This window comes from Acidovorax soli (assembly GCF_900107605.1).
GTDB lineage: Bacteria > Pseudomonadota > Gammaproteobacteria > Burkholderiales > Burkholderiaceae_C > Acidovorax > Acidovorax soli.
On sequence record NZ_FNQJ01000028.1, the window covers coordinates 1 to 25,279 of the forward strand.

The 25,279-nt window shown below is 62.0% G+C and carries 30 protein-coding genes; 1 reads left to right on the forward strand and 29 read right to left on the reverse strand.

All coding sequences use genetic code 11. The features are described 5' to 3' along the window. Nucleotides 1–187: 187 nt before the first annotated feature. Entirely contained in the window at nucleotides 188–1,381 is a 1,194-nt protein-coding gene (locus tag BLW02_RS15305; RefSeq protein ID WP_159433793.1) for a type IV pilus twitching motility protein PilT, read from the forward strand. Between the two features lie 70 nt (nucleotides 1,382–1,451). Here BLW02_RS15305 and BLW02_RS15310 read toward each other — a convergent pair whose 3' ends face one another. From BLW02_RS15310 to BLW02_RS15450, 29 genes are all read right to left on the reverse strand, one after another. After that, nucleotides 1,452–2,264 (reverse strand): PRTRC system ThiF family protein, encoded by an 813-nt coding sequence (locus BLW02_RS15310; RefSeq protein WP_092699979.1) that lies wholly within the window; start codon nucleotides 2,262–2,264, stop codon nucleotides 1,452–1,454. Next, complete coding sequence (locus tag BLW02_RS15315) at nucleotides 2,242–2,880, reverse strand: PRTRC system protein A (protein WP_092699980.1); 639 nt, start codon at nucleotides 2,878–2,880, stop codon at nucleotides 2,242–2,244. Before BLW02_RS15315 ends, BLW02_RS15310 begins: the two co-directional genes overlap by 23 nt. Then, nucleotides 2,877–3,599 carry a PRTRC system protein B gene (locus BLW02_RS15320; protein ID WP_092699982.1) on the reverse strand — a complete coding sequence of 241 codons (723 nt, stop codon included), beginning with the start codon at nucleotides 3,597–3,599 and terminating at the stop codon, nucleotides 2,877–2,879. The genes BLW02_RS15315 and BLW02_RS15320 overlap by 4 nt, the downstream gene beginning before the upstream one ends. Further along, nucleotides 3,599–4,702, reverse strand: coding sequence for a PRTRC system protein F (locus BLW02_RS15325; RefSeq protein ID WP_092699984.1), 1,104 nt, complete (start codon nucleotides 4,700–4,702; stop codon nucleotides 3,599–3,601). Before BLW02_RS15325 ends, BLW02_RS15320 begins: the two co-directional genes overlap by 1 nt. A gap of 109 nt (nucleotides 4,703–4,811) precedes the next feature. Continuing rightward, nucleotides 4,812–5,021 (reverse strand): PRTRC system protein C, encoded by a 210-nt coding sequence (locus BLW02_RS15330; RefSeq protein ID WP_092699986.1) that lies wholly within the window; start codon nucleotides 5,019–5,021, stop codon nucleotides 4,812–4,814. A gap of 10 nt (nucleotides 5,022–5,031) precedes the next feature. Continuing rightward, nucleotides 5,032–5,487 (reverse strand): PRTRC system protein E, encoded by a 456-nt coding sequence (locus tag BLW02_RS15335; protein ID WP_092699988.1) that lies wholly within the window; start codon nucleotides 5,485–5,487, stop codon nucleotides 5,032–5,034. 248 nt (nucleotides 5,488–5,735) lie between these two features. Beyond that, nucleotides 5,736–7,427, reverse strand: coding sequence for a PRTRC system ParB family protein (locus BLW02_RS15340; protein ID WP_092699990.1), 1,692 nt, complete (start codon nucleotides 7,425–7,427; stop codon nucleotides 5,736–5,738). Between the two features lie 446 nt (nucleotides 7,428–7,873). Beyond that, nucleotides 7,874–9,043, reverse strand: a complete 1,170-nt coding sequence (locus tag BLW02_RS15345) for an AlbA family DNA-binding domain-containing protein (protein WP_092699992.1) — start codon at nucleotides 9,041–9,043, stop codon at nucleotides 7,874–7,876. Nucleotides 9,044–9,171: 128 nt separating this feature from the next. After that, on the reverse strand, nucleotides 9,172–9,876 hold the full coding sequence (locus tag BLW02_RS15350) for a glutathione binding-like protein (protein WP_013521170.1): 705 nt from the start codon (nucleotides 9,874–9,876) through the stop codon (nucleotides 9,172–9,174). Beyond that, a complete protein-coding gene (locus BLW02_RS15355; protein ID WP_013521171.1) occupies nucleotides 9,873–10,487 on the reverse strand; it encodes a TetR/AcrR family transcriptional regulator in 615 nt (204 codons plus the stop codon). The genes BLW02_RS15350 and BLW02_RS15355 overlap by 4 nt, the downstream gene beginning before the upstream one ends. A gap of 63 nt (nucleotides 10,488–10,550) precedes the next feature. Next, the gene (locus tag BLW02_RS15360; protein WP_013521172.1) at nucleotides 10,551–11,345 is read right to left on the reverse strand and encodes an SDR family NAD(P)-dependent oxidoreductase; all 795 of its coding nucleotides are present in this window, start codon (nucleotides 11,343–11,345) and stop codon (nucleotides 10,551–10,553) included. Nucleotide 11,346: 1 nt separating this feature from the next. Beyond that, a complete protein-coding gene (locus BLW02_RS15365; protein ID WP_013521173.1) occupies nucleotides 11,347–12,063 on the reverse strand; it encodes a glutathione S-transferase family protein in 717 nt (238 codons plus the stop codon). After that, complete coding sequence (locus BLW02_RS15370; RefSeq protein ID WP_238323270.1) at nucleotides 12,060–12,965, reverse strand: DMT family transporter; 906 nt, start codon at nucleotides 12,963–12,965, stop codon at nucleotides 12,060–12,062. Before BLW02_RS15370 ends, BLW02_RS15365 begins: the two co-directional genes overlap by 4 nt. Nucleotides 12,966–13,045: 80 nt before the next feature. Next, a complete protein-coding gene (locus BLW02_RS15375) occupies nucleotides 13,046–13,708 on the reverse strand; it encodes a peroxiredoxin-like family protein (protein ID WP_013521175.1) in 663 nt (220 codons plus the stop codon). Between the two features lie 373 nt (nucleotides 13,709–14,081). Further along, nucleotides 14,082–14,336: a DUF2274 domain-containing protein gene (locus tag BLW02_RS15380; protein WP_092699994.1), complete on the reverse strand. Its 255-nt coding sequence runs from the start codon at nucleotides 14,334–14,336 to the stop codon at nucleotides 14,082–14,084. Beyond that, nucleotides 14,333–14,941, reverse strand: coding sequence for a TraB/TrbI/VirB10 family type IV secretion system protein (locus BLW02_RS20450; protein ID WP_369794879.1), 609 nt, complete (start codon nucleotides 14,939–14,941; stop codon nucleotides 14,333–14,335). Before BLW02_RS20450 ends, BLW02_RS15380 begins: the two co-directional genes overlap by 4 nt. A 677-nt stretch (nucleotides 14,942–15,618) precedes the next feature. Beyond that, nucleotides 15,619–16,620, reverse strand: a complete 1,002-nt coding sequence (gene trbG, locus BLW02_RS15390) for a P-type conjugative transfer protein TrbG (RefSeq protein WP_026437601.1) — start codon at nucleotides 16,618–16,620, stop codon at nucleotides 15,619–15,621. Then, a complete protein-coding gene (gene trbF / locus BLW02_RS15395; RefSeq protein WP_026437602.1) occupies nucleotides 16,617–17,321 on the reverse strand; it encodes a conjugal transfer protein TrbF in 705 nt (234 codons plus the stop codon). Before trbF ends, trbG begins: the two co-directional genes overlap by 4 nt. Before the next feature lie 12 nt (nucleotides 17,322–17,333). Next, nucleotides 17,334–18,719 (reverse strand): P-type conjugative transfer protein TrbL, encoded by a 1,386-nt coding sequence (gene trbL / locus BLW02_RS15400; protein ID WP_026437603.1) that lies wholly within the window; start codon nucleotides 18,717–18,719, stop codon nucleotides 17,334–17,336. Further along, nucleotides 18,716–19,009: an EexN family lipoprotein gene (locus BLW02_RS15405; protein ID WP_026437604.1), complete on the reverse strand. Its 294-nt coding sequence runs from the start codon at nucleotides 19,007–19,009 to the stop codon at nucleotides 18,716–18,718. The genes trbL and BLW02_RS15405 overlap by 4 nt, the downstream gene beginning before the upstream one ends. A gap of 11 nt (nucleotides 19,010–19,020) precedes the next feature. Then, nucleotides 19,021–19,749: a P-type conjugative transfer protein TrbJ gene (trbJ, locus tag BLW02_RS15410; RefSeq protein WP_026437605.1), complete on the reverse strand. Its 729-nt coding sequence runs from the start codon at nucleotides 19,747–19,749 to the stop codon at nucleotides 19,021–19,023. Beyond that, a complete protein-coding gene (gene trbE, locus BLW02_RS15415) occupies nucleotides 19,746–22,196 on the reverse strand; it encodes a conjugal transfer protein TrbE (RefSeq protein ID WP_026437606.1) in 2,451 nt (816 codons plus the stop codon). Before trbE ends, trbJ begins: the two co-directional genes overlap by 4 nt. Before the next feature lie 15 nt (nucleotides 22,197–22,211). After that, entirely contained in the window at nucleotides 22,212–22,481 is a 270-nt protein-coding gene (locus BLW02_RS15420) for a VirB3 family type IV secretion system protein (RefSeq protein WP_026437607.1), read from the reverse strand. Further along, nucleotides 22,478–22,861, reverse strand: coding sequence for a TrbC/VirB2 family type IV secretion system protein (locus BLW02_RS15425; RefSeq protein ID WP_014995132.1), 384 nt, complete (start codon nucleotides 22,859–22,861; stop codon nucleotides 22,478–22,480). Before BLW02_RS15425 ends, BLW02_RS15420 begins: the two co-directional genes overlap by 4 nt. A gap of 49 nt (nucleotides 22,862–22,910) precedes the next feature. Continuing rightward, nucleotides 22,911–23,468 carry a recombinase family protein gene (locus BLW02_RS15430; protein WP_003100847.1) on the reverse strand — a complete coding sequence of 186 codons (558 nt, stop codon included), beginning with the start codon at nucleotides 23,466–23,468 and terminating at the stop codon, nucleotides 22,911–22,913. Next, complete coding sequence (locus BLW02_RS15435; RefSeq protein WP_003100853.1) at nucleotides 23,462–23,833, reverse strand: hypothetical protein; 372 nt, start codon at nucleotides 23,831–23,833, stop codon at nucleotides 23,462–23,464. Before BLW02_RS15435 ends, BLW02_RS15430 begins: the two co-directional genes overlap by 7 nt. After that, nucleotides 23,830–24,330, reverse strand: a complete 501-nt coding sequence (locus tag BLW02_RS15440) for a hypothetical protein (RefSeq protein ID WP_003100856.1) — start codon at nucleotides 24,328–24,330, stop codon at nucleotides 23,830–23,832. Before BLW02_RS15440 ends, BLW02_RS15435 begins: the two co-directional genes overlap by 4 nt. Next, nucleotides 24,327–24,653: a hypothetical protein gene (locus tag BLW02_RS15445; RefSeq protein ID WP_003100858.1), complete on the reverse strand. Its 327-nt coding sequence runs from the start codon at nucleotides 24,651–24,653 to the stop codon at nucleotides 24,327–24,329. Before BLW02_RS15445 ends, BLW02_RS15440 begins: the two co-directional genes overlap by 4 nt. 254 nt (nucleotides 24,654–24,907) lie before the next feature. After that, a complete protein-coding gene (locus BLW02_RS15450) occupies nucleotides 24,908–25,264 on the reverse strand; it encodes a cupin domain-containing protein (protein ID WP_003465043.1) in 357 nt (118 codons plus the stop codon). Nucleotides 25,265–25,279 lie beyond the last annotated feature (15 nt).

Below are 25,279 nucleotides of genomic sequence, written 5' to 3' on the forward strand. Positions count from 1 at the left end.
GAAAGTCAATGAAATCAACGGTCTACCCAGACCACCCCCGCGCCAGTGCTAGCTTTGCGTACCGTCACTTATTGCACTGAAAACGAGGAGACCCCGTGTTTGGGTTTGGCCGTTTTCATAAATGTGTGGATGGATTCTGGGTAATCCATTGCATCTGAGCAAGTAAATGCGTCTAAAGGGGAAATCGATGAACGAGCAATATGCAACGCGGGGCGATACACCTGTCCTGAGCAGCAGCGGGATGGAGGTCTCGGAAATCAACTACTTTGCGCACGAAAAGCATCGGCTTGTGGGCGCCATCAATGCATCGCTTGTTTTCGCTGGTTCGTTCACTGATTTGCTGATCTGCGAAGGCGAGCCGGTGACAATCAAGTCAGCCCAGGGGGTGGTCGGCCTGTCGGAATTGAAGATTCCCGGGACCGACATGGTGGTCACGCAGCAAGACATTCAGGATTTTTTCTGCCATTTCCTTGGCGAGCAACCCGTCACCACCGACGCGCAAGACTACTGGGTACAAAACGTGGGGCCGGCATTGAAGGAGCACGGTTCGGTGAGCCGTTCTGCCAGCACCCCAACCGGCGAGTATTTGAGGGTTTCACTTTTCCAGCAAAAGCGTGGCCGCAATTCGATGGTGATTCGGGTCACACGGCCACCACAAGAACTCGACAGTCTTGGATTGCCCGCCCCTCTTTTGAACTGTCTGAAGGGGAACCCCAGAGGCTTGCTGGTCATCACGGGCCCCACCGCAAGCGGCAAAACATCCACGGCGCTGTCCATTCTTGACTGGCTGAACAAGAACACGGCAAGCCACATTGTTACGGTGGAGGACCCCATCGAATTCCCCATGAAGCGTGAGCATTCAGTGTTCACGCAGCGGGAGGTCGGGACGGACGTCGATACCTTTGCCAGTGGCCTGCGCGATGCCATGCGGCATTCGCCAGATGCCATCCTGGCCAGCGAGGTTCGAGACAAGGAATCTGCGGAAGCGGCAATTTTTGGTGGGGAATCGGGGGCGCTCATGATTGTGACGACCCATGGGCGATCCATCACGGGCACCTTGCGAAAGCTGCTTGCGCTGACGGGCGATCAGGCCGGGGCCATGCGCTCTGTGATGGCGTGGTCGCTGATGGCGGTCATTCGGCAAGATCTTGCACCTCACTCCAATGGTAGGGGGTACTCCATGGTGTGCGATGTGCTGATGCCCGGCGAACAGGCTCGCCAGCGCATCGAGGAGGGCGAATGGATGAAGCTGGAAAAGCAACTGCAGGGCAACGTCAAGTCTGACGATTTCTTTCCTATGTGCGAAATGGTCAATGATCTGGCGCGGCGACGGGTCATCGATCCGGTCGTGGCCGGGGCGATTTTGAAAGGTGTGGGCTAAAGCGAGCCGTTTGGCAAACCAAGAAAAAACCCCCTTGGGTGACCAAGGGGGTTTTTGTTTGAAGTGCAAGTCAGGCGGTTTGCGCCTTTTTGCGTGGTGCTTTTGGCTTGAAGCCAAAACGCGCCCAGTGAGTGGGGTCAATCCGCATGGGTAGCACCGTGCTCTGATCGAGGTCGATGAAAGCACCGTGATTGTTGATGACCCCTTTGGTGAACAGGTTCCAGAGAATGCTCATGCCCTGGATCGTTACCGCCTGGTTGATGTAGAGCGACTGCCGCTCCAGCGCTTCCGCGAGGGAGCAGGATGGGCCATCGTCGTCATTCGTGACAAGGGGGTTCACCAAGTCAGGAAAGAGTTCGCCGGCATGCGGCAGGCGATTGATTTCACGCATGGCCCGCCTGTCGGCAGCGATCTCGCCGAGGATGGCCTGGCCTTGTGAGGTTTTGTTCCCAAAATCAAGCCAATAGGCCATCTTGTAGGACGTCTTCATCATAGCCTGCATGATCGCGTAGCGAGCCAAGCGGTTGTCCACCGCGCCGATCACCAGCTGGAAATCTCGCAGATTGGTACTCTCATCGAGCAGATCCGTTGATGCTTTCCAGACGGCCGTGCCGTTGAGCGCCATGTTGGCCCGATTCACCAGCGTGATGGCCTTGTACGTCCCGACGTCCGGTTGGTAGAAAGCCTGTCGGCCGATGTTGGACTGCGAAACGATGTCAGCATCCATCGCCGTGACATTGAGGCCGCCGGGATGGCCTTTGGCGATGAGGGCCCGGTGCAGGTTGACCAGGGCCTCGATGACCCGGCTGCCTGTCCCGCCTGCGCCCACCACCAGAACATTCACTTGCTTCGTGAGAAGCTCAGGATGAATGGAGTGTTCCATGGAGATGAACCTTGAGTTGCCCGTGTGCATCGATGTCGATGGCAAGGCGTTGATCAATGGCGTTGAGCCGACAAACGAGGGTGTTTCCTTCCCCTACGTTGCCAAGAACGGCGGCAATTTTGATGCTGCCGAGGTCGTCCTTGTCGTCGGTCTCACTGAAGCCTGCGGGAAACAGGCCATGGCTGTGGAGATCGAACACGATATGCTCGCCCTCCTTTGTTACGACTTCCTTGTAGTCGATGTGCGCCCGCCCCTGTGACAGAGGATGGCGAATGGCGAATCGCCAGTCGTCGAGGACTTCATCCCACACAAAGGCCGCAGCGGCTTCGTTGGGAAGATGCTGTTGGGCGTGGGCCTTGAACATCCGCCAGAACTCGACGGGTGGAGCACTGCAGCGAAATTCAACAGTGCTTTCCAACGAGCCGAAGGGGATCATGGCCGATGGCGCCTTGGCCAGGGGCAACAAGGCATAGAGCCAGGCGGTACTCAGCTCGCGCCAGAGGCCCTGACTTGACACCACATACCGCACCCCAGTTTCAGCCAGGGGCTGATGAGGTACGGACCGTGCGGCATGGATGACGGGAAACTGGTCCCGAAGAACCTGTTCGATGTTCATTGCTTTACCTTCATTTTCGTGAGGTCTCCCACCGTGATGTCCAGATCAACCAGACGTTTGGGTGGGAAGGTTTGTTTCGGTGCAAGAAGCATCTCTGTCCAGAAGACGAGAGGCTCCATGCCTTGAATCAGCCGATTCCTCTCATGGACATTGGCATGGGTGAATCGGCTTTGGAAAAACGCGTTCTCCCATGCAATGTTGGGTGCGTCTTCCGGTGGTTTGATGGCCGTTCCCTCGCAGACACGACCGGAGTCGTAGACGTTGAAAAATGGCGCCTGGCAGAGCTTTGTGTCGTAGTCAGGCCGCTTGGCCCCACGAAAGGCGTAAACGTAGAGGAATTCGCGTTCACGCATCCATACCAATCCGGGGACGGGGAGCAGTGCACTCGCTTCCAATTTTTCACCTGCTGATCCATTGGTCTTGAAGAACATGGCGCGTTTGCCAGGCTCGCTGTACCAGATGGTCTTGCCGCCGCCGTAGGCCAGCAGGGTTGGCTCAACCCATACCGCGCCGTGCTTGTTGGCCGAATCGGACAGGCCGCCGTGAAGCGCCTCCAGGTCCGAATAGGTGAACAACCGGCCAGCCTGGATGGTGGGTTTGTTGTTCACGCTGGCCACCTGGTGGATGGTCGCGATGGCTTCAGAGTCACCTGCATAAACAAGAATGGCCTTGCTCAATTGCAGTGCTGCACTGTCAATTTTGAGTGATGATTCGAGCATCAAATTTCCTTTTCCGGCAAGAGCCGTAGAAATGTGCACAGTTGGGCGTAAAGACCCATTTGTGCCTTGTAGGCGGTGATGAGGGCTGGCCAGGTCTCTGGCTTGTCGATGTCAGCGCGAAGGTCAAAAATGATCTCTGCGCCCTCGCCGCATTCGTAGGAATCCCTTTCTGCCGCATCCATGATTTCGATGCCGATGTCCGGGTCATCCCACACGATGATCGCGAGTGCGCCAAAGTCGGCGCCCGTGTCCCGTTCCTCGAACGGTGCGGTCAGTTTGGAGACCTTCTTGGCTTGTCGAATGAATTGCTGAGCCGCCTTGAGCAGCTTTGCGTCCTGAGGGGTCAATGACGCCCATTGAATCTGGCTCGCCTTGACGGGCTTTGCCGGTTCACCCCAGCCCAGCAGATGCGCGTGTCCGCCGAAAGATTCGACGACACGCGCCCTGGTGATCGGGGTGTCTTCAAGGAACTGGGCCATGTCTTCCGGTGTGGGGTCTTCGCCTTCCAGCGCCATGGCAGCAAACTCTTCATCGGACTCGGCTCCGTAGAAGTAAAGCATCTCTGCGTAGGTCCCGAAGTAGGATGGCTCGTAGAGGCGCAGGTTGGCTGCGTGAGACATCTGCACTGCATCTGTCACATACCATCCCAGACCGGCCTGTACCTGGTTCAGTCGCTCGACCGTGGCTTTGAGGCTGAACACAGACAGATTGGACTCCGCACAGCCGCGCAGGGTGATATATCGCGCATCCCCTTCCGTTTCGATGGCCAGGCACGAATGCAGCGGAAGCAGCATTTGCGGACCAAGCTCTCTGAGGTGGGAGATGTTGAGGATTTGCGGCGCGATGGCCGCCTTCAGGGTCGTGAATTCTTGATCAAGCAAACGAACGCCTTGCTTATGCAGCTGTAGGCTGAATTGGGCAAGGCGTTGTTGGTCTTCTTTGTCCGTGGACAGGCTCTGGGGAACATCGGGACCAATCTCTGGTAGACACCAGAGACCGGCACCCGGTGCATTCATCCCCAAAAACCGAAGGCCTGTTGCGGCACCGGAAGCGGATGCGATGTCAATCGTGAATTCACCACCTGCATGAGTATCGAGGAGCATTGTTTGCTGCCTTTGATGTCAGAGGGGGTTTGGTTGTCCAAGGGGGACGGCTTGTCGCCATTCACCTTGCCTGCGGCCATGTCGGACATAGCCTTGAGGATGCTGGTTGTCATCCTTTGGAGCCCGCTGCACGCGTGAACGTGTAGACGGAAACACCATTTTTGGTCACCGGCCCCTCGACCAAGGCCGTGAGCAGTTCGGGGAACTGCGCAGCGTAGAAGTTTTTCACTTCTTCCGGCGAGGAGGTGGGGCTGGGATCGTTCAGCGAGATGCTGGCGTAAGAGAACTTGCGCGTCAGGACGGTGGTTTTGACTGCCATGAGCGTCTCCTTACAGCGTGAAAGCGCCCAGCAAATCGGCGCCCGTTTTTTCTGCCGGGGGATTCGGAGCACTGAGGGGCTCAGGGGAACCTGCGGAGCCCTCGTCATCCTCGTCGTTGTCCAGAAGCCCTGCTGGAGCCGCATTTTTCAGCGGTTTCGACGTCCGCGGCTTGGGCGCAGCAGTGGCGGCGGCAGAGACTTCCTTGCAGGATTCCTTGGCCATCACATCCATCGCGGCAATTTGCTCAGCGACGCTGACGTTGCTGCTGGTAAAGGACGTGAGGATTTCGGCCATGCTGGCATCGAGCTCAGCGGCGGTGCCGGTGAAGCGCTTTGCGAGCAAGGGACGGCCTGCTGTGGGGATGGGGTGAATGTCGAAGGCGATTTCGCCATCGTTCATTGCCGCGATCTCGATCTTGATCTTGGCGCCTGCGTTGAGCAGGGGAGCGAGCGTTGTGAAAAACATGGTGGTTCCTGGTGAGGGGAACCACTGCCCATACCGGGAGTGGTTCCCGGTGGGGGTTGATGCAGCGCGAAAAGCGCAAGGCCTGCGAGCTGCAGGGAGCAATGATCAAAAGACCAATAGAAACATTCTAGACAGCGTTTCACCGATATGCAAATGGATGCGCCCAAAAGAAAACCCCCCAGGGCATGACCGAAGTCAGTGCCGTGGGGGGCGTTCGGGGTGCTGTCATGCAAATGACAGCGCGGGGGTTAGCCCTTGGGCCATTTCATGGCTTTGGGGATCAGCCCGATGTATTCGAAATCCTTGATTTCGAGGACGCCCTTCACGAAGTCATCCTTCTTGCCTGCAAGGAGCTTCGCGTATTGGCCGTCCAGGACGGTTTTGATTCCGAGTTCGGTACACAAGGTATCGATTTCGTTCTTGGTCAAGCGACCGAGAAACTGGGCGTTGAGTTGCCAATGCTGTTCGATCTTCACTTCAAGGGTATTGAGAATGCCCGTGATGTGTTGAATTTCCAGATCGGCCGAGGCGCTTGCTGCGACATGGCTCAGTGCGGCAGACAACTGTGCGTTTTCGAGCGAGAGGCAATCCGCAAGCAGTTTGCCCACATTGGTTTCGGTGTGCTTCAAGCCCAATGCGGCGGTCTCTTCGCTCAGGTTTCTCGATGAGAGAACACTGGGGCGATGCAAGACGATGGCCAGCAGGACCGACCGATTGGTGACCGTATCAGCACGCTGCACGACACGCTTGAAGATCGCGCGCCAGACCTCCTCGCGGTACGTCTTGACGGCGTTCGACGGCTCAACCGAGCTTTCGGGCGCGGCCTTCTTCGGTGCTTTGGCTGCTTCCGTCTGGCCGCCCTGCTCTTTGGTTTTGGCGGCTGTCTCAGTGGGAGTCTGCTGCGGCGCCGATTGGACCGTCTCGGCCTTGATCCGTGCAGCGACCATGCGCACGTTACAGGCGGTATCGGAGCATTGGTCCTTGTAGACCTGCCCCAACTTGTCCGGGACTGCGGATACCGCAGCACCAAAGTTCTGGCAGGACCGACAGGCTTGTGCCTGTTCGGTGCCGACACCTTTGGGTCCATCGGCGCGCAGTGGAATGATGGTGAAGTTGTCACCCGGCCGGATGATGCGGACCACCTGGTAGTCGTCACGCAGCGACTGGGCCAGTGCTTCCAAGTGTGCATCCGTTTTCTGGTCGTAGCACGGCTTGTTGGTGCAGTTGCCCGTGGTGAGGGTTTCTGCGAACAGTGCCTGCTGATTGCCCGTGTTGAACTGGCAATTCTGGCAGTCTTCCTTCACGAAAATCGCAGATTCCAGGGACAGCGCCATGCGTTCGAGCATGTCCTTGAAAGCCGCCACCGAGGGGCGTTTTTCCTGTTTCAGGAGCATGGACAGAGCCACTTCCTGGGATTCCTTGCGCAGGACTGCGAGCAGTTCAGCGTGGCCAAGGGTGATGTCATCGTTGCGCAGTGCATCGCGCACGCTGGGGATGGCGTACATCAACGACAGGCGGCGGTCCAGCGTGGTGCGGTTCCAGCCGAGCATGCGCGCGGCCTCGTCACGATCGCCCTTGCAGGAGCCGAGAATGCGCGCAGCACTTTCGGCTTCGTCCAGTGCGCTCATTTTTTCGCGCACCACGTTTTCGGTCAAAGCGGCGCGATCGGCCTCTTCGTCAGACATGGTTTGGACCATTGCAGGGATGGAAATCGACTCATCGTTGCCAAAGGCCAAAATGGTCGCACGGTAGCGGCGTTCGCCAGCGACGATCTGGAACCGGCCATTGTCCGTGGGGCGGACCAGGATGGGCTGCAGAACGCCGACCTGTTTGATGCTGTTGGCCAAATCATTCAGGTGCGCTTCATCGAAGTGCTTGCGTGGATTGTTCCCACGGTCAATGAGATTGACGGGGATGCGTGGGTGTTGTGTGGTTTGCATGGCTTCAAATTGAAAGACGTGAAGCCATACCCTGCGGGAATGGCTCCCGTAGGGTTGAAAGTTGCGCATGATGCGCAGATGGGGTTGCTATGCGGCAACTCGCGTGGAAAGATCCAGTGGCGGAATTGTTGTTCGCCTTGCGCATCGTGTCAAACGGGTGCGTGCAATAAAAAATGTCCGCTGTCAAGGACTTTCGATTTGCGTCGGACGGACGCAAACCCATATCTGACGCGGGTTTAGAGGGTATTCGGGTTCCGGGTAGCTACGGACCGCATCCATGTCAGGAGTTGCATGGGAGCCTGGGGATTGTGCTTCCCGGCGACCTGAGGCGCGCGCCAGCGCATAGACGCTGAGTGCGCGCACGGTCACCGTACCGCTGGAGCGAGCACGCCTCTGGCAGCCGTGGCCCGCAGCCGCCCAAGGGCAAACGGCGGCGCACACAGTACTCAGCGATCGAACTGCAGGAAACTCTCGACGTTCGCATTCAGCTCTTTCACAAGAGTCTGAGCATCATCGACGATGCGCTGTAGTGAAGCGCCGCCATCCATGTAGACCCTCATGGACACCAGTTGGAGCAGGCTAAGACCGATTCGGCGCAGATCGGCCAGCGTGCTTTCCGGCACAACAGACAGCCTGAAATAGGTCCAAGTGGCGATTTGCTGGCCGATGCCATAGGTTTCCTGCTGGGCTTTCTCGACACGCCCATCGAAGATCTCTTTGTTGGCACGGTCCCACATTTGGGTCAACTTGCGGGCAAGTTTGGCAATCGCCTCCAGGACTTTTCGCTGTGTCTCATCGCTGACCTCGACAGGATCGACCAGATCGCGCATCAACTCCGCAGCAGCGAAGCCTGCGGAGTTGCACACGTCGTTGAAGTTTTCCCCTTCGCCGAGGTAGTGCCGGAACTGTGCGACTTCATCGAGCTTCTCAGCTGTGGCTTCCAACCGTTCATTGACGTGGCTCTCAATGGCCCAGTCGGAGACGGACAGGTCGCGCAGCTTTGACGCATAGACCTCCGCATCTGCCGACCAATCTTCAATCCAGGGTTTCAGGCTTCGCATCTCGGAGTCCGTATCGCTCCAGCGTCGCACGTTGGCGAGCACGTCGGCCAGCGCAGACAGCTCCGGATGATTCTTGGGTCCTTCTGCGGCCTCCCCGGGCATGGAAGCTGTCAAGGCAGCGCGAACCTCTGAGGCCGTCGCCGGTCGGGAGACCGTGCCGTGCCGGATGTACGCGCGCGAATCCACGTAGTACAGAGGCTCTGAACCCTTCTCGACAGTGATGACGAGAACGCCGAGCCCATTTGCCGATGTCCAGCCGATCTGCGGGCGGACGGGGGGATCGATGATCTGGCAAACGCCCACGATCCTTCTGCCGAGATCATCTCGAGCCGCTGGGTCATGTGCATTTTCGACTCCTGGAATCGAGCCGTCGTCTGCCACTCCAAGAAGGAGTCGGCCCCCGCTGCTGGAAGCGAAAGCCGCGATTTCCTTGGCAAGATCCCGCACCTGCTTTGGCAGCTCTCGCTTGAATTCCACAGTCTCGCTCTCACCGCCCTGAGCAAGCCGAGGAATATCTTCAGATAGCTGGGCGTCCGCCCACGGTTCGATGGTCATAGCGATATCATGCCCGCGCCTCGAAAGATCTCCACGAATTCCCGAGCTCCCTGCAGCAGCTGGCGCACGCCCACGTCGCGTGATTGCTTTGACTTTGAGTAATCGCTGGTGTGTGCACCATAAACGTATCAGCGCGCCTGCGGGCCTGCGGCAGTTTGACCGAACAGAAGCTTCTTGCCCTCCTCCGTCACCGCAGGACGCGATGCGAAAGGCTCGCCGCGCGCATAGGCCCTGATCGTCGCGGGACGATTGCGAATCGCATCAAACCACCGCCGCAGACTGGGGAACTCGTCGAGTTCCTGCTGCTGGCGCTTCCACGGCACCACCCAGGGGTAGGTCGCCATGTCCGCGATCGAATAGGTTTCACCTGCGAGATATTCCTGCACGGCCAGGCGTCGGTCGAGCACACCGTACAGGCGATTGGTCTCGTTGACGTAGCGCGTGATGGCATAGGGGATCTTCTCGGGCGCATAGATGCCAAAGTGATGGTTCTGACCGGCCATGGGGCCGAGTCCACCGACCTGCCAGAAGAGCCATTCCAGCACCGCCTTGCGCTCACGCAGGTCGGTCGGCATGAAGCGACCCGTTTTCTCCGCAAGATAGACCAGGATGGCGCCCGATTCAAAGACGGTCACGGGCTCCCCGCCGTCGACCGGCTGCATGTCGATGATCGCAGGCATCCGGTTGTTCGGCGAGAACGCGAGGAACTCAGGCTTGAACTGGTCGCCCGCACTGATGTCGACAGGATGAATGCGGTATTCGAGGCCAGCCTCCTCCAGAAACATCGTGACCTTGTGGCCATTGGGCGTGGGCCAATAGTAGAGGTCGATCATTTGCGACTCCGTCGTTGAGATGTGCCGGCGCCATCGAGCAGCGCCAATGCGGGCCGGACAAGCCCACGCAGCAATTCCGGTTCTGGCCGCGATCGCGCGAGGACGCGCAGCCCCATTAGCAAGCCGAGCAGCATCCGGGCGAGATCATCGGCCGGCAACGTGATGTTGATCGCGCCGGCATCTTGGCCGGCCTTGACGCAACGGTAGAAGAAGGCCTCCATGTCGCGCAAGACAGCGGCCAGTGCAGCCTGAAACTCCGCGTCGTGAGGTGCCAGCTCCAGTGCCGAGTTCACGATCAGGCATCCCTTGCGCTGGTCGTCGGCCAGCGACAATTCGATGATCTCATCGAAGAACGCACCGATGGCCGCACGAGGTGCCAACTGGGACTCGAAGCGCCGGACCCGATCGCAAAAGCCTCGCTCGACATAGTGTTCGAGCGCCTGCCGGTACAGCGTGCGTTTGTCGCCAAACGTGTTGTACAGACTGGGGCCGGCGATACCCATCGCGTCGGCCAGGTCCCGCACCGAGGTGGCTTCGTAGCCCCTCGACCAGAAGCATTGAATCGCGGCATCGAGGGCCACTGCTTCGTCAAACTCTCTGGGGCGCGCCATGATCGTTCCTGGATCGGTTCGTGGTTGGCTTCGTGAGTGGATGCGGTGCTTGATGCCGCGTCGTCACAATGCGCTGTGGTCCTTGACCGCCTCTTCCAGCGCGCTCTTGAGCGTCAGGAACCTCGCATCGACCGCTACCGGATCGTTACGGTTGAGCGCAATCATCTGGGCTCTCGCCTCCCCGCCCCGGATGACCTCGAAAGCGTTCGCCTCGATCCCGGCGACGATGGCATCGGCCACCGCAGAAGCAGGCTCGCGCGAAAACCCCAGTTCGGGACCAGCGCGATTCGACTTCATCATCGGCGTGTCCGTGCCTCCAGGATAGGCCGTCAACACATGAATGCCTTCGCCCTTGAGCTCGCGCCTGAGCGCCTCGCCAAAGCGAGCCAGACCTGCTTTCACCGCGGCATACGTTGCATAGAAGGGTGCGCCGACCAGGGCAATGCCGGATGCGACATTCACCACCATGGCATCTCCGCTGGCCCGCAGAGCGGGGAGCGCCGCGCGGGTCAACAAGACTGGCGCGAGCAAGTCGACGATCACCATCTGCTCGATATCGGCTTCCGTGGTGTTCTCCAGCCGGCCAGCCCGCACGCCGCCGGCGTTGTTGACGAGGATGTCGAGTCCGCCCAGCGTCTGTATCGCCTGGTCCAGCGTGGCCGCGCGTCCCTCGGGACTTCCCACGTCAGCGCAGACGCCCGTCGCCGAGTCAAGGCTGCGCAGTGCATCGTCCAGGACGCTTCTGCGCCTTCCGGTGATGACCACCCTGGCGCCTCGCGCGATCAGCGCATGGGCCAGCGCGAGGCCGATCCCGCTCGATCCGCCCGTGACGAGGACCCGCTTGTTCTTCAGTTCCATTTCAAACTCCTTGCGCCGATGCAGGGGGATAGTTCGACGGGAAGAGCGCACGCTTGGTCTCCTCGTCGTTGATCGCCTTGAACGCATGGCTCTTGGCGAGCGCCCGGGCGCGAGCGACCGCCGGACGCGCATCCACGCCTGCGAACCACCGCTTCAGTTCGGGAAAGGGCCCCAGAGGATCCTCGGCGCCCTTGCGCACGCGGGAAGCGCGATCGAGCCAGCCCCAGGCGGAGATGTCGGCGATCGTGAAACCGCTGCCGACGATGAACTCGCGTCCGGACAGGTGATCGTTGAGAACCTGATAGTGCCGCTCCGCCTCGCGGCGGTAACGATTGGCCGCGTAGTCCAAGCCCTCGGGTGCGGCGAACTGGAAGTGCACCGCCTGCCCGGAGAACGGCCCCAATCCCGAGGCGATGAAGAGCAGCCAGGACAGCAACTCCGGCCGATCCTCGGACGTGCCCAGAAGCTGGCCGGTCTTTTCCGCCAGATAGATCAGGATGGCGGTCGAGTCGAAGACCCTGACTTCGTTGCCGCCCGGCCCCTCGGTATCGACGATGGCCGGTACCTTGCCGTTCGGATTGATCGCACGAAAGGCGGGCGCATGCTGCTCGCCCTTGCTTGTGTCGACCGGCAAGGCTTCGTAGGCCAGACCGGTCTCCTCCAGAAAGAGCGCGATCTTTGCGGGGTTGGGGGTCGGATGAAAGTAGAACCGGATCATGGTGTATGCCTCGTGGTTGCGGAAATCGATGGCTTCGCTGCTTTACGGGCAGGACGTGCTGCCAAGAGCACGCCGCCAACAACGACGGCAAGTGCAACGCACTCTCCACCAGACGGCAGCTCTCCAAGTACGGGAATGGCGGCCAGCGAAGCAACGACCGGAATCAGGGCGATGATGGCTGTGGCCGCAGATGGGCCCAGAAGCGCGACAGAGCGATTGAAGGAAACGATCGCAACGCCGCTCATCAGGACGCCCTGATAGACGGCCTGCAAGCCGATCTCGCTGGGTGAGGCCATGGCGAGGCGACTGAGCCCGCCAAAAATATAGATCGGCAGGAAGAGGATGGCCGACCAGAAGCAGATCAGGGCTGCGGCCTGCACAGGTGTCAGGGCGCTGCGCCGAAAAAGCAGCGTGTAGACGGCCCACATGGCGGCGGCAGTCATCAGGGCGATGAGGCCCATCGGGTTCATGCCACCGTGAGCGGAAACACCGCCTGCAACCATGCACACCAGTCCGATGATGATGGCGAGGTAGCCACACCAGCGCGCGCGGCCCTGTTTCTCTTTCAGGAAAATCCACGCGAAGGCGCCCGCGAATACCGGCATCAGGGTCGGCGCTATCGCTGCCGCGCGGCCGGCCGACGTGAGCTGCAGGCCGAGCGCGACCGCCAGGACGAAGGGCAACCCCCAAAGGCAGGCATAGACCAGCCCCTCACGCCATTCCTTGGCTGATAGGCGTCTCTTTCCCCGCAACAGCACTGGAAGAAGAATGACGGCACCGATGCCGAACCGCAGCGCGGTCACATCCCACAGGCGAAGTTCGCGCGTGACACTGAAGCGCGTCACGACGAACCAGCCCGCAAAGATCGTGACGCTGAGCCCGGCCCAGCAGAATCCGCGCAAGACGTTCCGGGATGATCTCTGAGGCCACGACGCGGCAGCCGGTCCGACTACCGCTTCTTGCACCAAGTCGACGGCCTGCGTCACGTAACCGCCTGCTCTTGCAGCGCCGCAAGAAGTCGCTGCGGGGCCAATCGCTGCCGGTAATCGACCTCGATGAAAGCCAGCGAGATCCTCTGGTTCGGCGTGATCACATAGGTGGCGGGAACGGGCAGCTCCCAACTGGCGTCCCCATTTATGCTCGGCAGCGCCTTGTTGCTGGAACTCAAGGCATCGCGCAGTTCCTGCGGCAATGGATAGACCAGCCCGAATTGGCGAGCCACGTCATTGCCCAGATCGCTCAGGACGTTAAACGTCAACGCCTCGCGCTCCGCGGTTGACAGTGATGCGTCCGGAAGCTGAGGTGAGATGGCCAGCATGCTTGCGCCAAAGGATGCCAACTCGGGCAGCAAGGCCTGGTAGGACCGCAGTTGGAGGTTGCAGTACGGACACCAGCCACCTCGATAGAAGGTCACCACCACAGGACCTTGCTTGAGAGCAGCGGACAGCGACACCGTGCCGCCTTGGGCGTCCGGCAACGAAAAGTCGGGGGCCCTGTCTCCCTCCTTCAGCGCAGCGTGCCTCGCAAAGGTCGATCGCAGTTCCTCGATCCTGGACTCATAGAGCGCGACCCGGCCGGCTGGAGCGGTGCGGGCGAACTCCTTTCGCAATTCTTGCAGTTGTCGATCAAGATCAATAACGGCCACTTGGATCTCCCTTCGAGCAAGGCAGTCGCGGCGGGGATCGCAGCGGACTCCCGTTATTTTATATCAGTCGATAAAAAATGGCTTGTGTCAAGCGTTTTGCCTGAATGCAGGTCGCATCAGAAGCCTATACAGGTCAACGGGCTAGATCGAATCGAGGTTGCTTGGAGAGCTTCCGACTTTATGGGCCAGGAGCCACACAGAAGCATCGCGGCAGAAAGCCTCATCGCGTCATGGCGGGCGATCAAGCAACCGTCGAGGGATTCTCATCCCCACCTCGCCGCTGAAAGCGAACGCGCAGCCCTTGGGCTGCGCGCTGGTCATGCGGTGGCTGATGATAGTAAAGCGTGGTCAGCTTGGTTTCGGAGGCGGGGCCTTACTGCCCGTCAATATTATTTACGGATAAATCCTTAGCCCCGCCGCTTTTCCTGAATCCCCGATCTCCGGCCATGAACGCCTCCAGCATGTATGGGATCAGCGTCGTCGCATCGACTGCTTCACCGTGGGCCTGCGCATGCAGCGCGGCGTAGCGGTCGAGATCGGCCTTGAGGCTGATCGGGCACGCGAAGGTCAGCTTGACGCTCTCGGTCTTGGGCAATGGCCCCAGTCGCAGTTTGCGCGTTGTGCTCATCGTGAAGTCCCCCGGTTGAAGAACAGCGGCTGGTATGGCCGCAGCACCAGGTCGCGGTTGACGATGATGCGCACCGGCAGGCCGGGCCGCTCTGTCAGTGTCGGCTGGATGTTGAGGTTGCGCCGGGTCATCTCCTGTCCCGCCTGGTTCACACTGTCTTGCAGGCTGTCGCGTCCGGCGATGATGACGCGATCGCCGCCCTGACGATTCTCCGGTGCGGCCAGCTCGGCACCGACGCCCAGCAGCGTCGTCAGTGCCGCGCCAGCGAAGATGCGATCCCAATGCCAATCGACGCCATCCTCCAGGCCGGCGTAGCCGGCCGGGTCAGTGCCGGCCAAGTTGTCGAGCGTGAGCGATGACGTGTCCGGCAGGATGACCCGGTTCCACACCACCTGCACGCGGCTCTGCCCATAAGCGACCTGGCTGTTGTATTTGCCGAAGATGCGCGATCCCTGCGGGATCAGCAGATAGCGGCCGGTCGCGGTGTCGTACACCGGCTCCGTCACCGTGCCGATCACGTCGCCCGGCAGGTCGGACTTGATGCCCGTTACGAGCGCCGCGGCGATCACCGTGCCGGCCATCACCTGGTACGGCGAAGTCGGCATTTGCAGAATGCCGGAATTACGGGTTTCCGTAGTTCCGACTTTCTGGAACGCCTCTTTCTGGTCTTGGCGGTTCTGCACGGCAGTCGGGTCGGCGGGCTGGGCCGCCGTCGAGGCCGGTCCTGCGGCCTGCGGATCGAAGCCGGTTAAGCCAGATGTCGGGCCGGCGGCGGCCACCTGCGTCGGCGCCGTAGCGGCGCGCTGGTTGCTGGAGCGGAAGAACACTGACGATCCCGCTGCCGCTTCAGCCTCCTTGCGCCGCGCGTCACGCTCGGCGGCGCCGGGGTCTTGGCCGGGCGGCGAGTAGCGGGCCACCGCCTGCTGTTGAGACTTCACGATGGCCGGCCCCAGGTCGCCGGGCAACGGCGGCCCCAACTCTGGCACCTTAGGCGGTAGCTTGGAGTAATCAGTGGGAAGCTGGTCCAGTCCTTCGGAGCGCGAGACGCGATCGACGTTGTAAAGCTCGGCCGGCTCGTTGCCGCTGCGCCGATGCGTCGGCTGCAATGACCACATCGTTGCGCCCAGCACGGCCACGCCGAGGCCGCCGGTCAGCAGCGCCAGCGTTCGCCGATTCAAGCGTGTCACCGGGCGCGGCTGAGCCCGCAGCGCCACGTTCTCGGGCGCGACCTTCGGCGCAGTGTCGGGAATCGGCACATCTGGGGTTTCGTCCTGGCTCATGGTCATTTCCCCCGCGTGCCATCCGTGCGCTCGATGCGCACCACGTCGCCCTTGTCCCCGCCCAAGCGAAGTTCGGCCGCGCCGAACAGCCGATCCACGATGTAGTACGGTGAGCGGAAGCGGTAGTTCACCAGTTGCCCGTCGCCCTGAGCGCCGATCACGAACAAGGGAGGCAACTCGCCCTGCGCGATGCCTCCCGGGAACTGGATATAGACCTTCTCGCCGTCGTCGAAAGCGCGCAATGGCTTCCACGGTGGATTGCTGCCGCTGACCGCGTAGCGGAAGCGGATCTTCTCCAGCGACAGGCCGGTATCGACCGGCGCCGTCGCCTGCGCGGCCTGCGACTGGCGCTGCAAGGCCAACATCCGATCTTTCGGATAGTCCCAAGACACCGATGCCATCCACGCTTTTTCCGTCGAGGTCAGTTCCAGCAGGTATGTCCTGCGGTTCGTGGTGACGACCAGATTGGTCTTGAGACCCGACCGGGTGGGCTTCACCAGCACGTTGACGCGCAGCTCGGCGCCGGCGCCGCTGGACGTATCGCCAACGATCCAACGCACCGTGTCGCCGGCGGCGACCGTCACCAGTTCCTCGCCCGGCTGTAGGGACACGACGGTGACGCGCCCCGGCGCAGCGTAGACCTGATACAGCGCGCCGTCGGTGAAAGGCCACACCTGAATCGCGTTGACGTAGCCCTCGCGCGTCGGCGCCATGCGCGCCTCGGCGTTGGCACGCGAGACTCGCACGGTTTCGTCGGCCGGCTCCGGCGCGGGCTTGACTTCGTCCACGTCAGGCAGCGGCTTCATCTGCGCCGGCATCGGCAGCACCTTCGGCACCTCCACCACTTCCACCGGCTTCGGTGGTTCGGGCAACGGTTGCGCCAGCACCGGCTCATCGAGCGAGATGCGCGGCGGGGGCTTGCCCTGCGAGGCGCAGCCCATCAGTGACGACGCGGTGGCCGCCAAAGTCAGCACAAAAGCGTAAAAGCGGAAAGACAGGTTCATGGCTTGGCTCCTTCGGACGCATCCAGTTCGCGGCTCCACGACAAGCCGTTGACGTAGATGCCCAGCGGGTTCTTGCGCAGGCGTTGCTCGGTGCGCGGGGTTTGCAGGACGATGGAAATCACGGCGTTCCAGCGTTGGGTGCCCGCCGGCGCGCCGTTGACGAAACGCTGCTCCGTCCAGCGCACGTTGAACGACGAATCGCTGGCGCGAACGACGCTGGTGATCTGCACGGTTACCGACTCCTTGCCGACGCGCGCGAACGGATCATTCGTGTGCGCGTAGTCGTTGAGTACCGCTGCGCCGCGATCGGTGGTGTAGTCGTAGGCATCCAGCCAGTTCTGCCGTACCACGATGGGGTCAATCGACAGCGACCGAACCAGCGTGATGAAGTGCGCCAAGTGGTAGGCGACCTGTGCATCTGCTGGCCGGTACGGCGTGGCGGCCTCGCCGATCGCGCGCACCTGGCCGGTCTTGTCCACCTCCACCACGTAGGGCGTGACGATGGACTGCGCCGAGCGCCAAACCAGGCCGCCCGCCATCAAGAGCGCCAGCGCGAGGCAGCCAAAGGCCATCAGCCGCCAATTCTTCGCCTGCACCCGGGCCGAGCCGATGCGCTCGTCCCATACCTGCGCGGCGGCTTGATACGGGGTGGCAGGCTGCGGCGTATCGGCGTAGCGCACCTGCGGTCGTTTGAATCGCATAGCTGGTTCTCCTCAAGAATCGGAATCGGTAAGGCTTGGTCCGCTGCCCGAGCCGCCGCCGTCCCCGCCGCGCAGCGTGTGTGCGGCAGTGGTGGCGGCATGGGATATCTGCTGGCGGCGATGCAGCCGCTTGGCCCAGGCGGGTTGTTGTTGGTTGGCGCTATTCGCGGCGGCTTCGCCTGCGGCGGTCGGGCCTGATGCGGCAGCACCGGCCGTTGCGCCACCACCGGACGCCTGTTCCGCACCATCCGAGCGGAAGGCGGCAGCGGCGCGCTGCCCGATTGAGCGCGCGCTAGCGGCGGCCCTCTGGCCGACCGCCTGCGCGCCGGTCTTGGCGACGTTACCTAGGCCCGCCATTGCACCTTTCGCACCACCGCCGGCAGAGGCGGAACCGACCTGAAACGCCGACCGTGCGCTGCTGGCGGTCGAGGCAGCGGCGCGGGCGCCGCTGCCGATGGCGCTGGCGGCAGCTGGTGCCATGCGCGCTCCAGCCACCACAGCGCTACCGACGCCGGTAGCGGCAGCGCCGACTGCGACTGCGGTCCCCGCCGCACCCAGGGCGGCGCCAGCCATCGCGCCAGCACCGAGTTGTGGGCCGCCTGAAATCAACCCGGTGGCGATGCCTGGCCCGAAGATGCCCAGCGCAAGCATTGCCAACGACGCCAGCATCACCACCAGCGCATGGTCTATGGAAGGCTCGCCCGGCGTGGTCGGGAACTCTGCGAACAACCCCGTACCGATGCCGACGATGACAGCCAGCACCAATACCTTGATGCCCGACGACACGACGTTACCGAGCACCTTTTCAGCGAGGAACGCGGTCTTGTTCCAAAGCGCGAACGGCACCAGCACGAAGCCGGCGAGCGTGGTCAGCTTGAACTCGATCAGCGTGACGAAGAGCTGCACCGCCAGCACAAAGAAGCTGAGGATGACGATGAACCAGGCGAGGAACATCACGACGATGGGCGCGATGTTGACAAACACTTCCGGAAAGCCTGCCATCTCACTTATCTGTTGAAGGATCGGCGCCGCCGCGTCAATGCCGGACTTAGCGAGGTGTCCCGGTTGCAGGAACGTCGCCATGCTCACGGTCGAGCCGGACGCTGTCAGGCCCAAGCCGGCGAAAGAGCGAAACACGATGCTGGCCAGCATGTTGAAATTGCCGATGATGTAGGCGAAGGCGCCGACGTAGAGCACCTTGCGAATGAGCTTCGCCATCACGTCGTCGCCCTGGCCGGTCGCATGGCCGAGCGCCCAATACAACCCGGCGAGCGTCATGTCGATCGCCACCAGCGTCGCGGTCAGGAACGCGACTTCGCCGCGCAGCAGACCGAAGCCGGAGTCGATGTAGGTAGAAAAGACGTTGAGAAAATGGTCAATGATGGAAACGTCGTTCATGGCCGTTCCTCCGTCGGCGTGCTGGGGCCGTCGAAGCTGGCCGGGATCGGCGGCAGGTCAGCCAGCGTTTGGTATTCACCTGGCCCGGCCCGCCCGGAGAGGAAGCGGCGTAGGTCTGCCTGGTCCACTCGCGCGCAGAACCCGTCGTCGTGTTCGCCACGGTGGCACTGCGCACGCAACGCGTGCAGCTGCGCCGGATCAGCGGCCAGCGCATCGACCGACAATGCCTGCGGCCGGTTGCAGCCGGCCAGCAGGCACGCGAAGGCGAACAGGATGGGCGCGCGTTTCATGGCTATGCCCGTCAGTTGCCGTAGAAATTGACCGACTGCGGCCTGTACGCCGTGCCGGTGCCGAGGAAGCGCCGCGTCACCTCGCGCCCACGTTCGACGGCAGCGGCCTGCCGCGCCAGTTCCAGTGCCGTGGCACGTCCCTGCGTGAGCTGGAGCTGTTGTGACTGGACGGACTGCTTCGCTTGCAAGGCCAAGAGTTGGTTGGTCGCCTGCATGGCTTGCAAGGCGCCGGTAGCCGACTGGCTTTGGCCTACGAGATCCGTCAAAACACCCTCGTCTTCGGTCACGTTCTGCGACACCTGCGCCTGCATCTGCATCGCGGTCTGCAAGCCATTGAGCGTGTTCTGCCAACGCTGGTGCGCGTCCTGGTACATCTGATTGCCGCTCACGGTCGCGGCGTACTGCTGCGGGTACAACTGCGCGAACTGCTGATCCATGCTCTGCACTTGGAACGCCAGCCCTTGCGCCTGCGTGATGAGTTGCTGGGTGGTCGCCAGCGTCGAGCGCAGCCGGTTGACCACGTCGAAAGGCAGGCTCGCCAGGTTGCGCCCCTGATTTATCAGCGACTGCGCCTGGTTCTGGAGTTGTTGAATCTGGTTATTGATTTGCTCCAGCGTGCGAACCGCAGTCAACGTGTTCTGCACAAGGTTGGTCGGATCGACGACAACCCACTGCGCTTGCGCAGCGGGCATGACACCGATCAACGCGGCAACAGCGAGGGTGACAAGGCGAATCTTCATGGCGAAACCTCCAGAGGTTGACGAGCGAGGAAGGACGCGGCGGACGGTGCGGACGGCAGCAGGTCGGCCGCCCAATCAAGGCCGCGATGGCGCAGCCAGGCACCGGCAAAGCCCGGTGCACCGGCATCGGTAAGCACGCCGTCGATGGCGCGCTGGTCCTGGGGCGTCGAGGCGCCCGCGAATGCGAGCGTGACGGGCCCCAAATCGAGGTCGAACAGGCGATTGCCTGCACGGGATTGGTAGTAGTAGTCGCGTTTGGGCTGCGCGGTGGCGACGATCTCGATCTGGCGGCTGTTGAGGCCAAAGCCTTCGTAGATCGTGCGAATCTGCGGCTCGGTTGCCTGAGGGTTCGGCAGAAAGATGCGGCTGGCGCAGCTTTCGATGATCGCGGGAGCGATGCTCGAATCCTTGATGTCGGCGAGCGACTGCGTGGCGAAGATGACGCTGACGTTCTTCTTGCGCAGCGTCTTGAGCCATTGGCGGATGCGCGCGGCGAATACCGGGTCGTCGAGGAACAGCCAGGACTCATCGAGGATCAGCAGGGTCGGCGCACCGTCGAACCGCTCATCGAAGCGTGCGAACAGGTAGCCCAGCACGGCTAGTACCGCAGCCTTGCTGTGCATCAACTCCTCCATCTCGAAGCACTGCACGTCGGCCGCGCCCAGGCGGTCGTGATCGGCGTCAAGTAGCTTGCCGTGCGCGCCGCCGAGCACGTAGGGCGCGAGCGCCTGCCGCAGCGCGTTCGATTGCAGCAGCACCGACAAGCCGGTGAGCGTGCGCTGCTCGACCGGGGCGCCGGCGAGGCTGCCGAGCGCTGACCAAATGGCGGCCTTCTCATCGGGGCCGACAGCTACGCCTTCGTGCAACAGGCGGCCTTCGACCCATTCGGCGGCCCAGGTTCGGTAGCCCTCGTGGTCGATGCGCGCGAGCGGCTGGAAGGCGATCGCGCCATCAGCGCCGAGGTCGTAGTATTCGCCGCCCAGGCCCAGCGCTGTCGCCCGCATGGAGCGACCCATGTCGAAGGCGAAAATGCGTGAGCCGGGATAGCGGCGGAACTGCATCGCCAGCGTGGCGAGCAACACGGATTTCCCCATGCCCGTCGGACCTGCGATCAGCGTATGGCCTACGTCGCCGATGTGCGTCACTAGCCGGAACGGCGTCGCGCCTTCGGTGCGGGTGACGATCAGCGGCGGGCCGTCGAGATGCTCGTTCTTCTCCGGCCCGGCCCACACCGCCGACACCGGCATCAGGTGCGCGAGGTTCAGCGTCGACACGATGGGCTGGCGCACGTTGGCGTAGGCGTTGCCTGGCACCGACGACAGCCACGCCTCCACCGAATTGAGGGTTTCGGGAATCGTCACGAAGCCCCGCCCCTGAATCGCGCGCTCCACCATGCGCAGCTTCTCGTCAGCCGTGTCGGCATCGGTATCGAGCACCGTCACAGTCGCGGTGACGTAGCCGAAGGCGACTTGATCGCTGCCGAGTTCCTGCAAGGCCGTATCGGCGTCCGCCGATTTGTTGCTGGCGTCGGTATCCACCAACGGGCTTTCCTGCTGGAAGATGGTTTCGCGCAGAAGCGCCACCACGTTCTTGCGCTTGGCGAACCACTGCCGGCGCAGGCGGCCGAGTTCCTTTTCGGCCTCCGACTTGTCCATGCACAGAAAGCGCGTGCTCCAGCGGTAAGCGAAGCCCAGCCGGTTGAGGTCGTCCAGAATCCCCGGCCAAGTCGAGGTTGGGAAGCCACGCACCGTGACGACCCGCAGGTGCTGGTCGCCGAGCATCGGTGCGAGGCCGCCGATCAAGGGCGTGTCGGCCAGAAGCGCGTCAAGGTGGAACGGCACGTCCGGCACACCGATGCGGTAGCGCCGCGTCGAGACGGTCGCGTGCAGGTAGGTCAGTGTTTCGGCGTCGTCGAGCCAGTTGATCTCCGGCATCACGCCATCGAGTAGGTCGAAGACGCGCCCGGTTTCCGCGACGAACGCGGTCAGGCGTTCGCGCCAGTCCACGCCGGCGGTCGGCGTGTTCTCGTACAGCAGCTTGGCCGCACGGGCACGGGATTCCTCCGCCGGTAGGTATTGCAGCGTGAGGTGATAGCCGCTCTCGAAGTGGTGGCCTGATTCCTCGAAGGTCGCGCGCCGTTCTTCGTCCACCAGCCACGACAACGGTTCGGGGAAATCCGAGTGCGGATAATCCGCCGCCGGCCGGCGTTCGGCTTCGACGAACAACGCCCAGCCAGCGCCGAGTCGGCGCAGCGCGTTGTTCAGGCGTGCCGTCGTGGCGATGAGTTCGCCTTGAGTGGCACTGTCCAAATCAGGCCCACGAAAGCGCGCCGTGCGCTGGAAACTGCCGTCCTTGTTCAAGACGACACCCGGCGCGACCAGTCCGGCCCATGGCAACCAATCGGCAAGCAAGGACGGGCGCTGACGGTATTCGGCGAGATTCAGCATCGCGGCATCTCCTCGTCAGACGTCCAACAGCGGCTTGTGCTTGAGGTGCTTGGCAAACACCTGCATGAACTGCGGATCGACGCGAGCTCCCCAAACCGCCAGCGAATGGCCGACGATCCAGAGCACGACGCCGGGAATCCACAGTTGCATGCCCAGGCCAACGGCAGCGGCCAGTGTCCCGTTGGCGATCGCTACAGTGCGCGGTGCGCCGCCCATCAGAATCGGCTCGGTCAGCGAGCGGTGCAGTGGCACCTCGAAGCCCGGCAAGTCGCTGGCCGTGCTCATACGACGGCCCCGCCGGAGAAGCTGAAGAACGACAGGAAGAAGCTCGACGCCGCGAACGCAATGGTCAGACCGAACACGATCTGGATCAGCTTGCGGAAGCCGCCGCTCGTGTCGCCGAAGGCGAGCGCCAAGCCGGTGGCGATGATGATGATGACCGCGACGATGCGCGCGACCGGCCCCTGGATGGATTCGAGAATGGATTCGAGCGGACCTTCCCAGGGCATCGACGAACCGGCGGCCCGTGCCGTGCCAGCCGTCGTCAGCATCACGGCGGCCGTCAGCAGGCCGTGGTGCGCGGGGCCGGCCAGGCGCCGCAGGCGAGCCAGGATTGAGGCCGGATTTACGGAAATGCGGAAAGTATGGGCGTGCATCTGTGTCATGGCAGTACTCCAAGGTGGGGTCGTCTCAGAAAACGGAAAATAAAGCACGCTAAGCGTGCGTGGAGGCTGGCACCCAGCGGTACAGCGTCGGAATGGACACGCCGAGGTTCTTGGCCACGTCCTTGGGCGGCACCCCGCTGGCCAGCAGCTTCTTGGCCGACTCGATCTTGCTGTCGGTCATCTTCGGCTTGCGGCCGCCTTTGCGGCCGAGCTGCTTGGCGACTTCCAGCCCGGCGCGGGTGCGCTCGACGGTCAGCTCGCGCTCCATTTCGGCAAGGCTCGCCATGACGTGGAAGAAGAACCGCCCGGATGGTGTGCCGGTGTCGATGGAGTCGGTGAGGCTCCTGAACTGGACACCGTGCTTGTGCAGATCGCCGACCAGATCGACCAGTTGCTTGACCGACCGGCCCAGCCGGTCGAGCTTCCAGACGACCAAAGTATCGCCTTCGCGCAGCATTTCGAGCGTCTTGGCCAAGCCAGGCCGGTCTGCCCGCGTGCCACTCACCTTGTCCTCGAAGACCTTTTTACATCCGGCCTTGCTCAAGGCTTCGCGTTGCAGCTCCAGGTTCTGATCCTGCGTCGAGACGCGCGCATAGCCAATCAACATGGCTTGTCTCGCGCCCGGTCGATGCGTTCCTGCATCGCCTGCATCACTTCTTCGTGGGTGTACGATCTGGCGTTGGCGTCGGTGGCTTGCCGCAGGGCTTCCTCAACCTCGCGCGTCATCCGCTCGTAATCCTCCGGCCACAGCGCTTGCTCCATGCGCAGCGACGCCTGACCCAGCAGGTGCAGCAGGCTGAACAGCCGCATGTCGTTGGTGGCGACGATGCGCTCCCGAATCTGCTCCTGAATAGCTTCGCTAGCCCGATGCGCTTGTGGTGTGGCAGTCCCCTCGTAGTCAGCGGGGAATTCCGCTTCCTCGGCAATCCTTGCCCAGGCGCTGGCCAGCGCCTCGATGGTTGACGTGCTCATTTCCGCCGCTCCTGTGCTCTTTGGCGAATCAACCGGCCAAGGGGCCTCGACGCGAAAACCAGCAGCATCACGCCTATCGGATACCAGGTCGAGAAGACCACCAAGGCATCGAAGGCTGGCCGTCCGGTGTTGGTAGGCAGTACGGCGGTCACAGCCATCAACCCGCCGACCGTCCAGATGATGCGCCACACGTAGGGCATCACGCGGGGCACGTAGCCGTCATCGAAAGCGGTCTGGTAGTAGCGGCGCAGGCCGCGCTCGGCAAGCGCCTGGCGCTGCCGCTCCGACAGCGCATCCGTCCGGCCATACCAGCGCCGGAATGGTGGACAGCGCAGCAGCAAAGGGGTGAAGAGGATCATCACCGCCACGATCGCGACACCCCACGCCATGACGGCGCCGGCATCGGGCCGCTTGGCGTTCTCGATCACGGGCGCGAAGACGCCCGGAGCACCGATCATCCAGAACAGCGCAATGTGCTGATGGAAGGAGAGCTTCATTTGCTCATCCACTTGCGCAGCAGGCGCTTTTTCAGGGAGGCGCGTTCTTGCGGGTTGCGTCCCTTGTGATTGGCGATGCGATCCGCCGTGGCGGCCTGGCGCTTGACGGGCCAGTAGGAGCGGCCATCCTTGCCCATCGACCAGACGCTGCTGGCCTGGTTTTCCAGCAGGGGCAGATGGGCGCTCAGGGCTTCGGGCGACGCGCTGGTCAGCGCCGTGCGCTCACGGGTGCGCCAGCGCTGATGCCAGAGCTTCTTGTCCTCGCGCTCGCTGCCGCAGGTCGTGTGCCCGACGATGGGTGTTTTGCGGCGGCTGCGGCTCATAACGTAGTGGTCTCCAAGAACATTCAGGACTGATCCCAGGCGTCGATGGTCAAGACCTGATCGGCAGGACAGGCGGCTACGCGGTCGGGAACTGGATGGTGTTCAGTCTCATGCCGACCCCATTCGATTGATCGCGTCGCTTGCGGCACGCTGCGACGCAAGGAGGTTTGCGACCTGGTTTAGCAGCCGTGTCCGCTGCATGTCTGTTACCTATCTCCCCGACCGCTCATTGGACCAACTCCAGAGATTGGGCTCTATCGCTCAGCCAATACGAAACCGGCATTGGCTGATGCCACAACCGAGACGAACACAAATGGCTCGGTACCTGTATTTCGCGCCCCGTGCACTTGGCCCGGTCTTGCCACGGCTATCTCACCTTCCCTGAGGGCACGAACAATCCCATTGCCCTGAAAGTAATCAGCCATTCCCGACAAAACAGTCCACGTGTCTTGGCCGTGAGGATGAATGTGAGCCGCAATTTCCTGCCCGGGATGGACATGCCAAACCACGATAATTGAGTCTCGGGTTTCAAGCACAACGGAACGAATAGGCTCGCCTTCGGACGGCTGAACATACTCGGCTACAGAAAATATTCTCGATTCAACAGTCATCGGAGATCCCTTTTT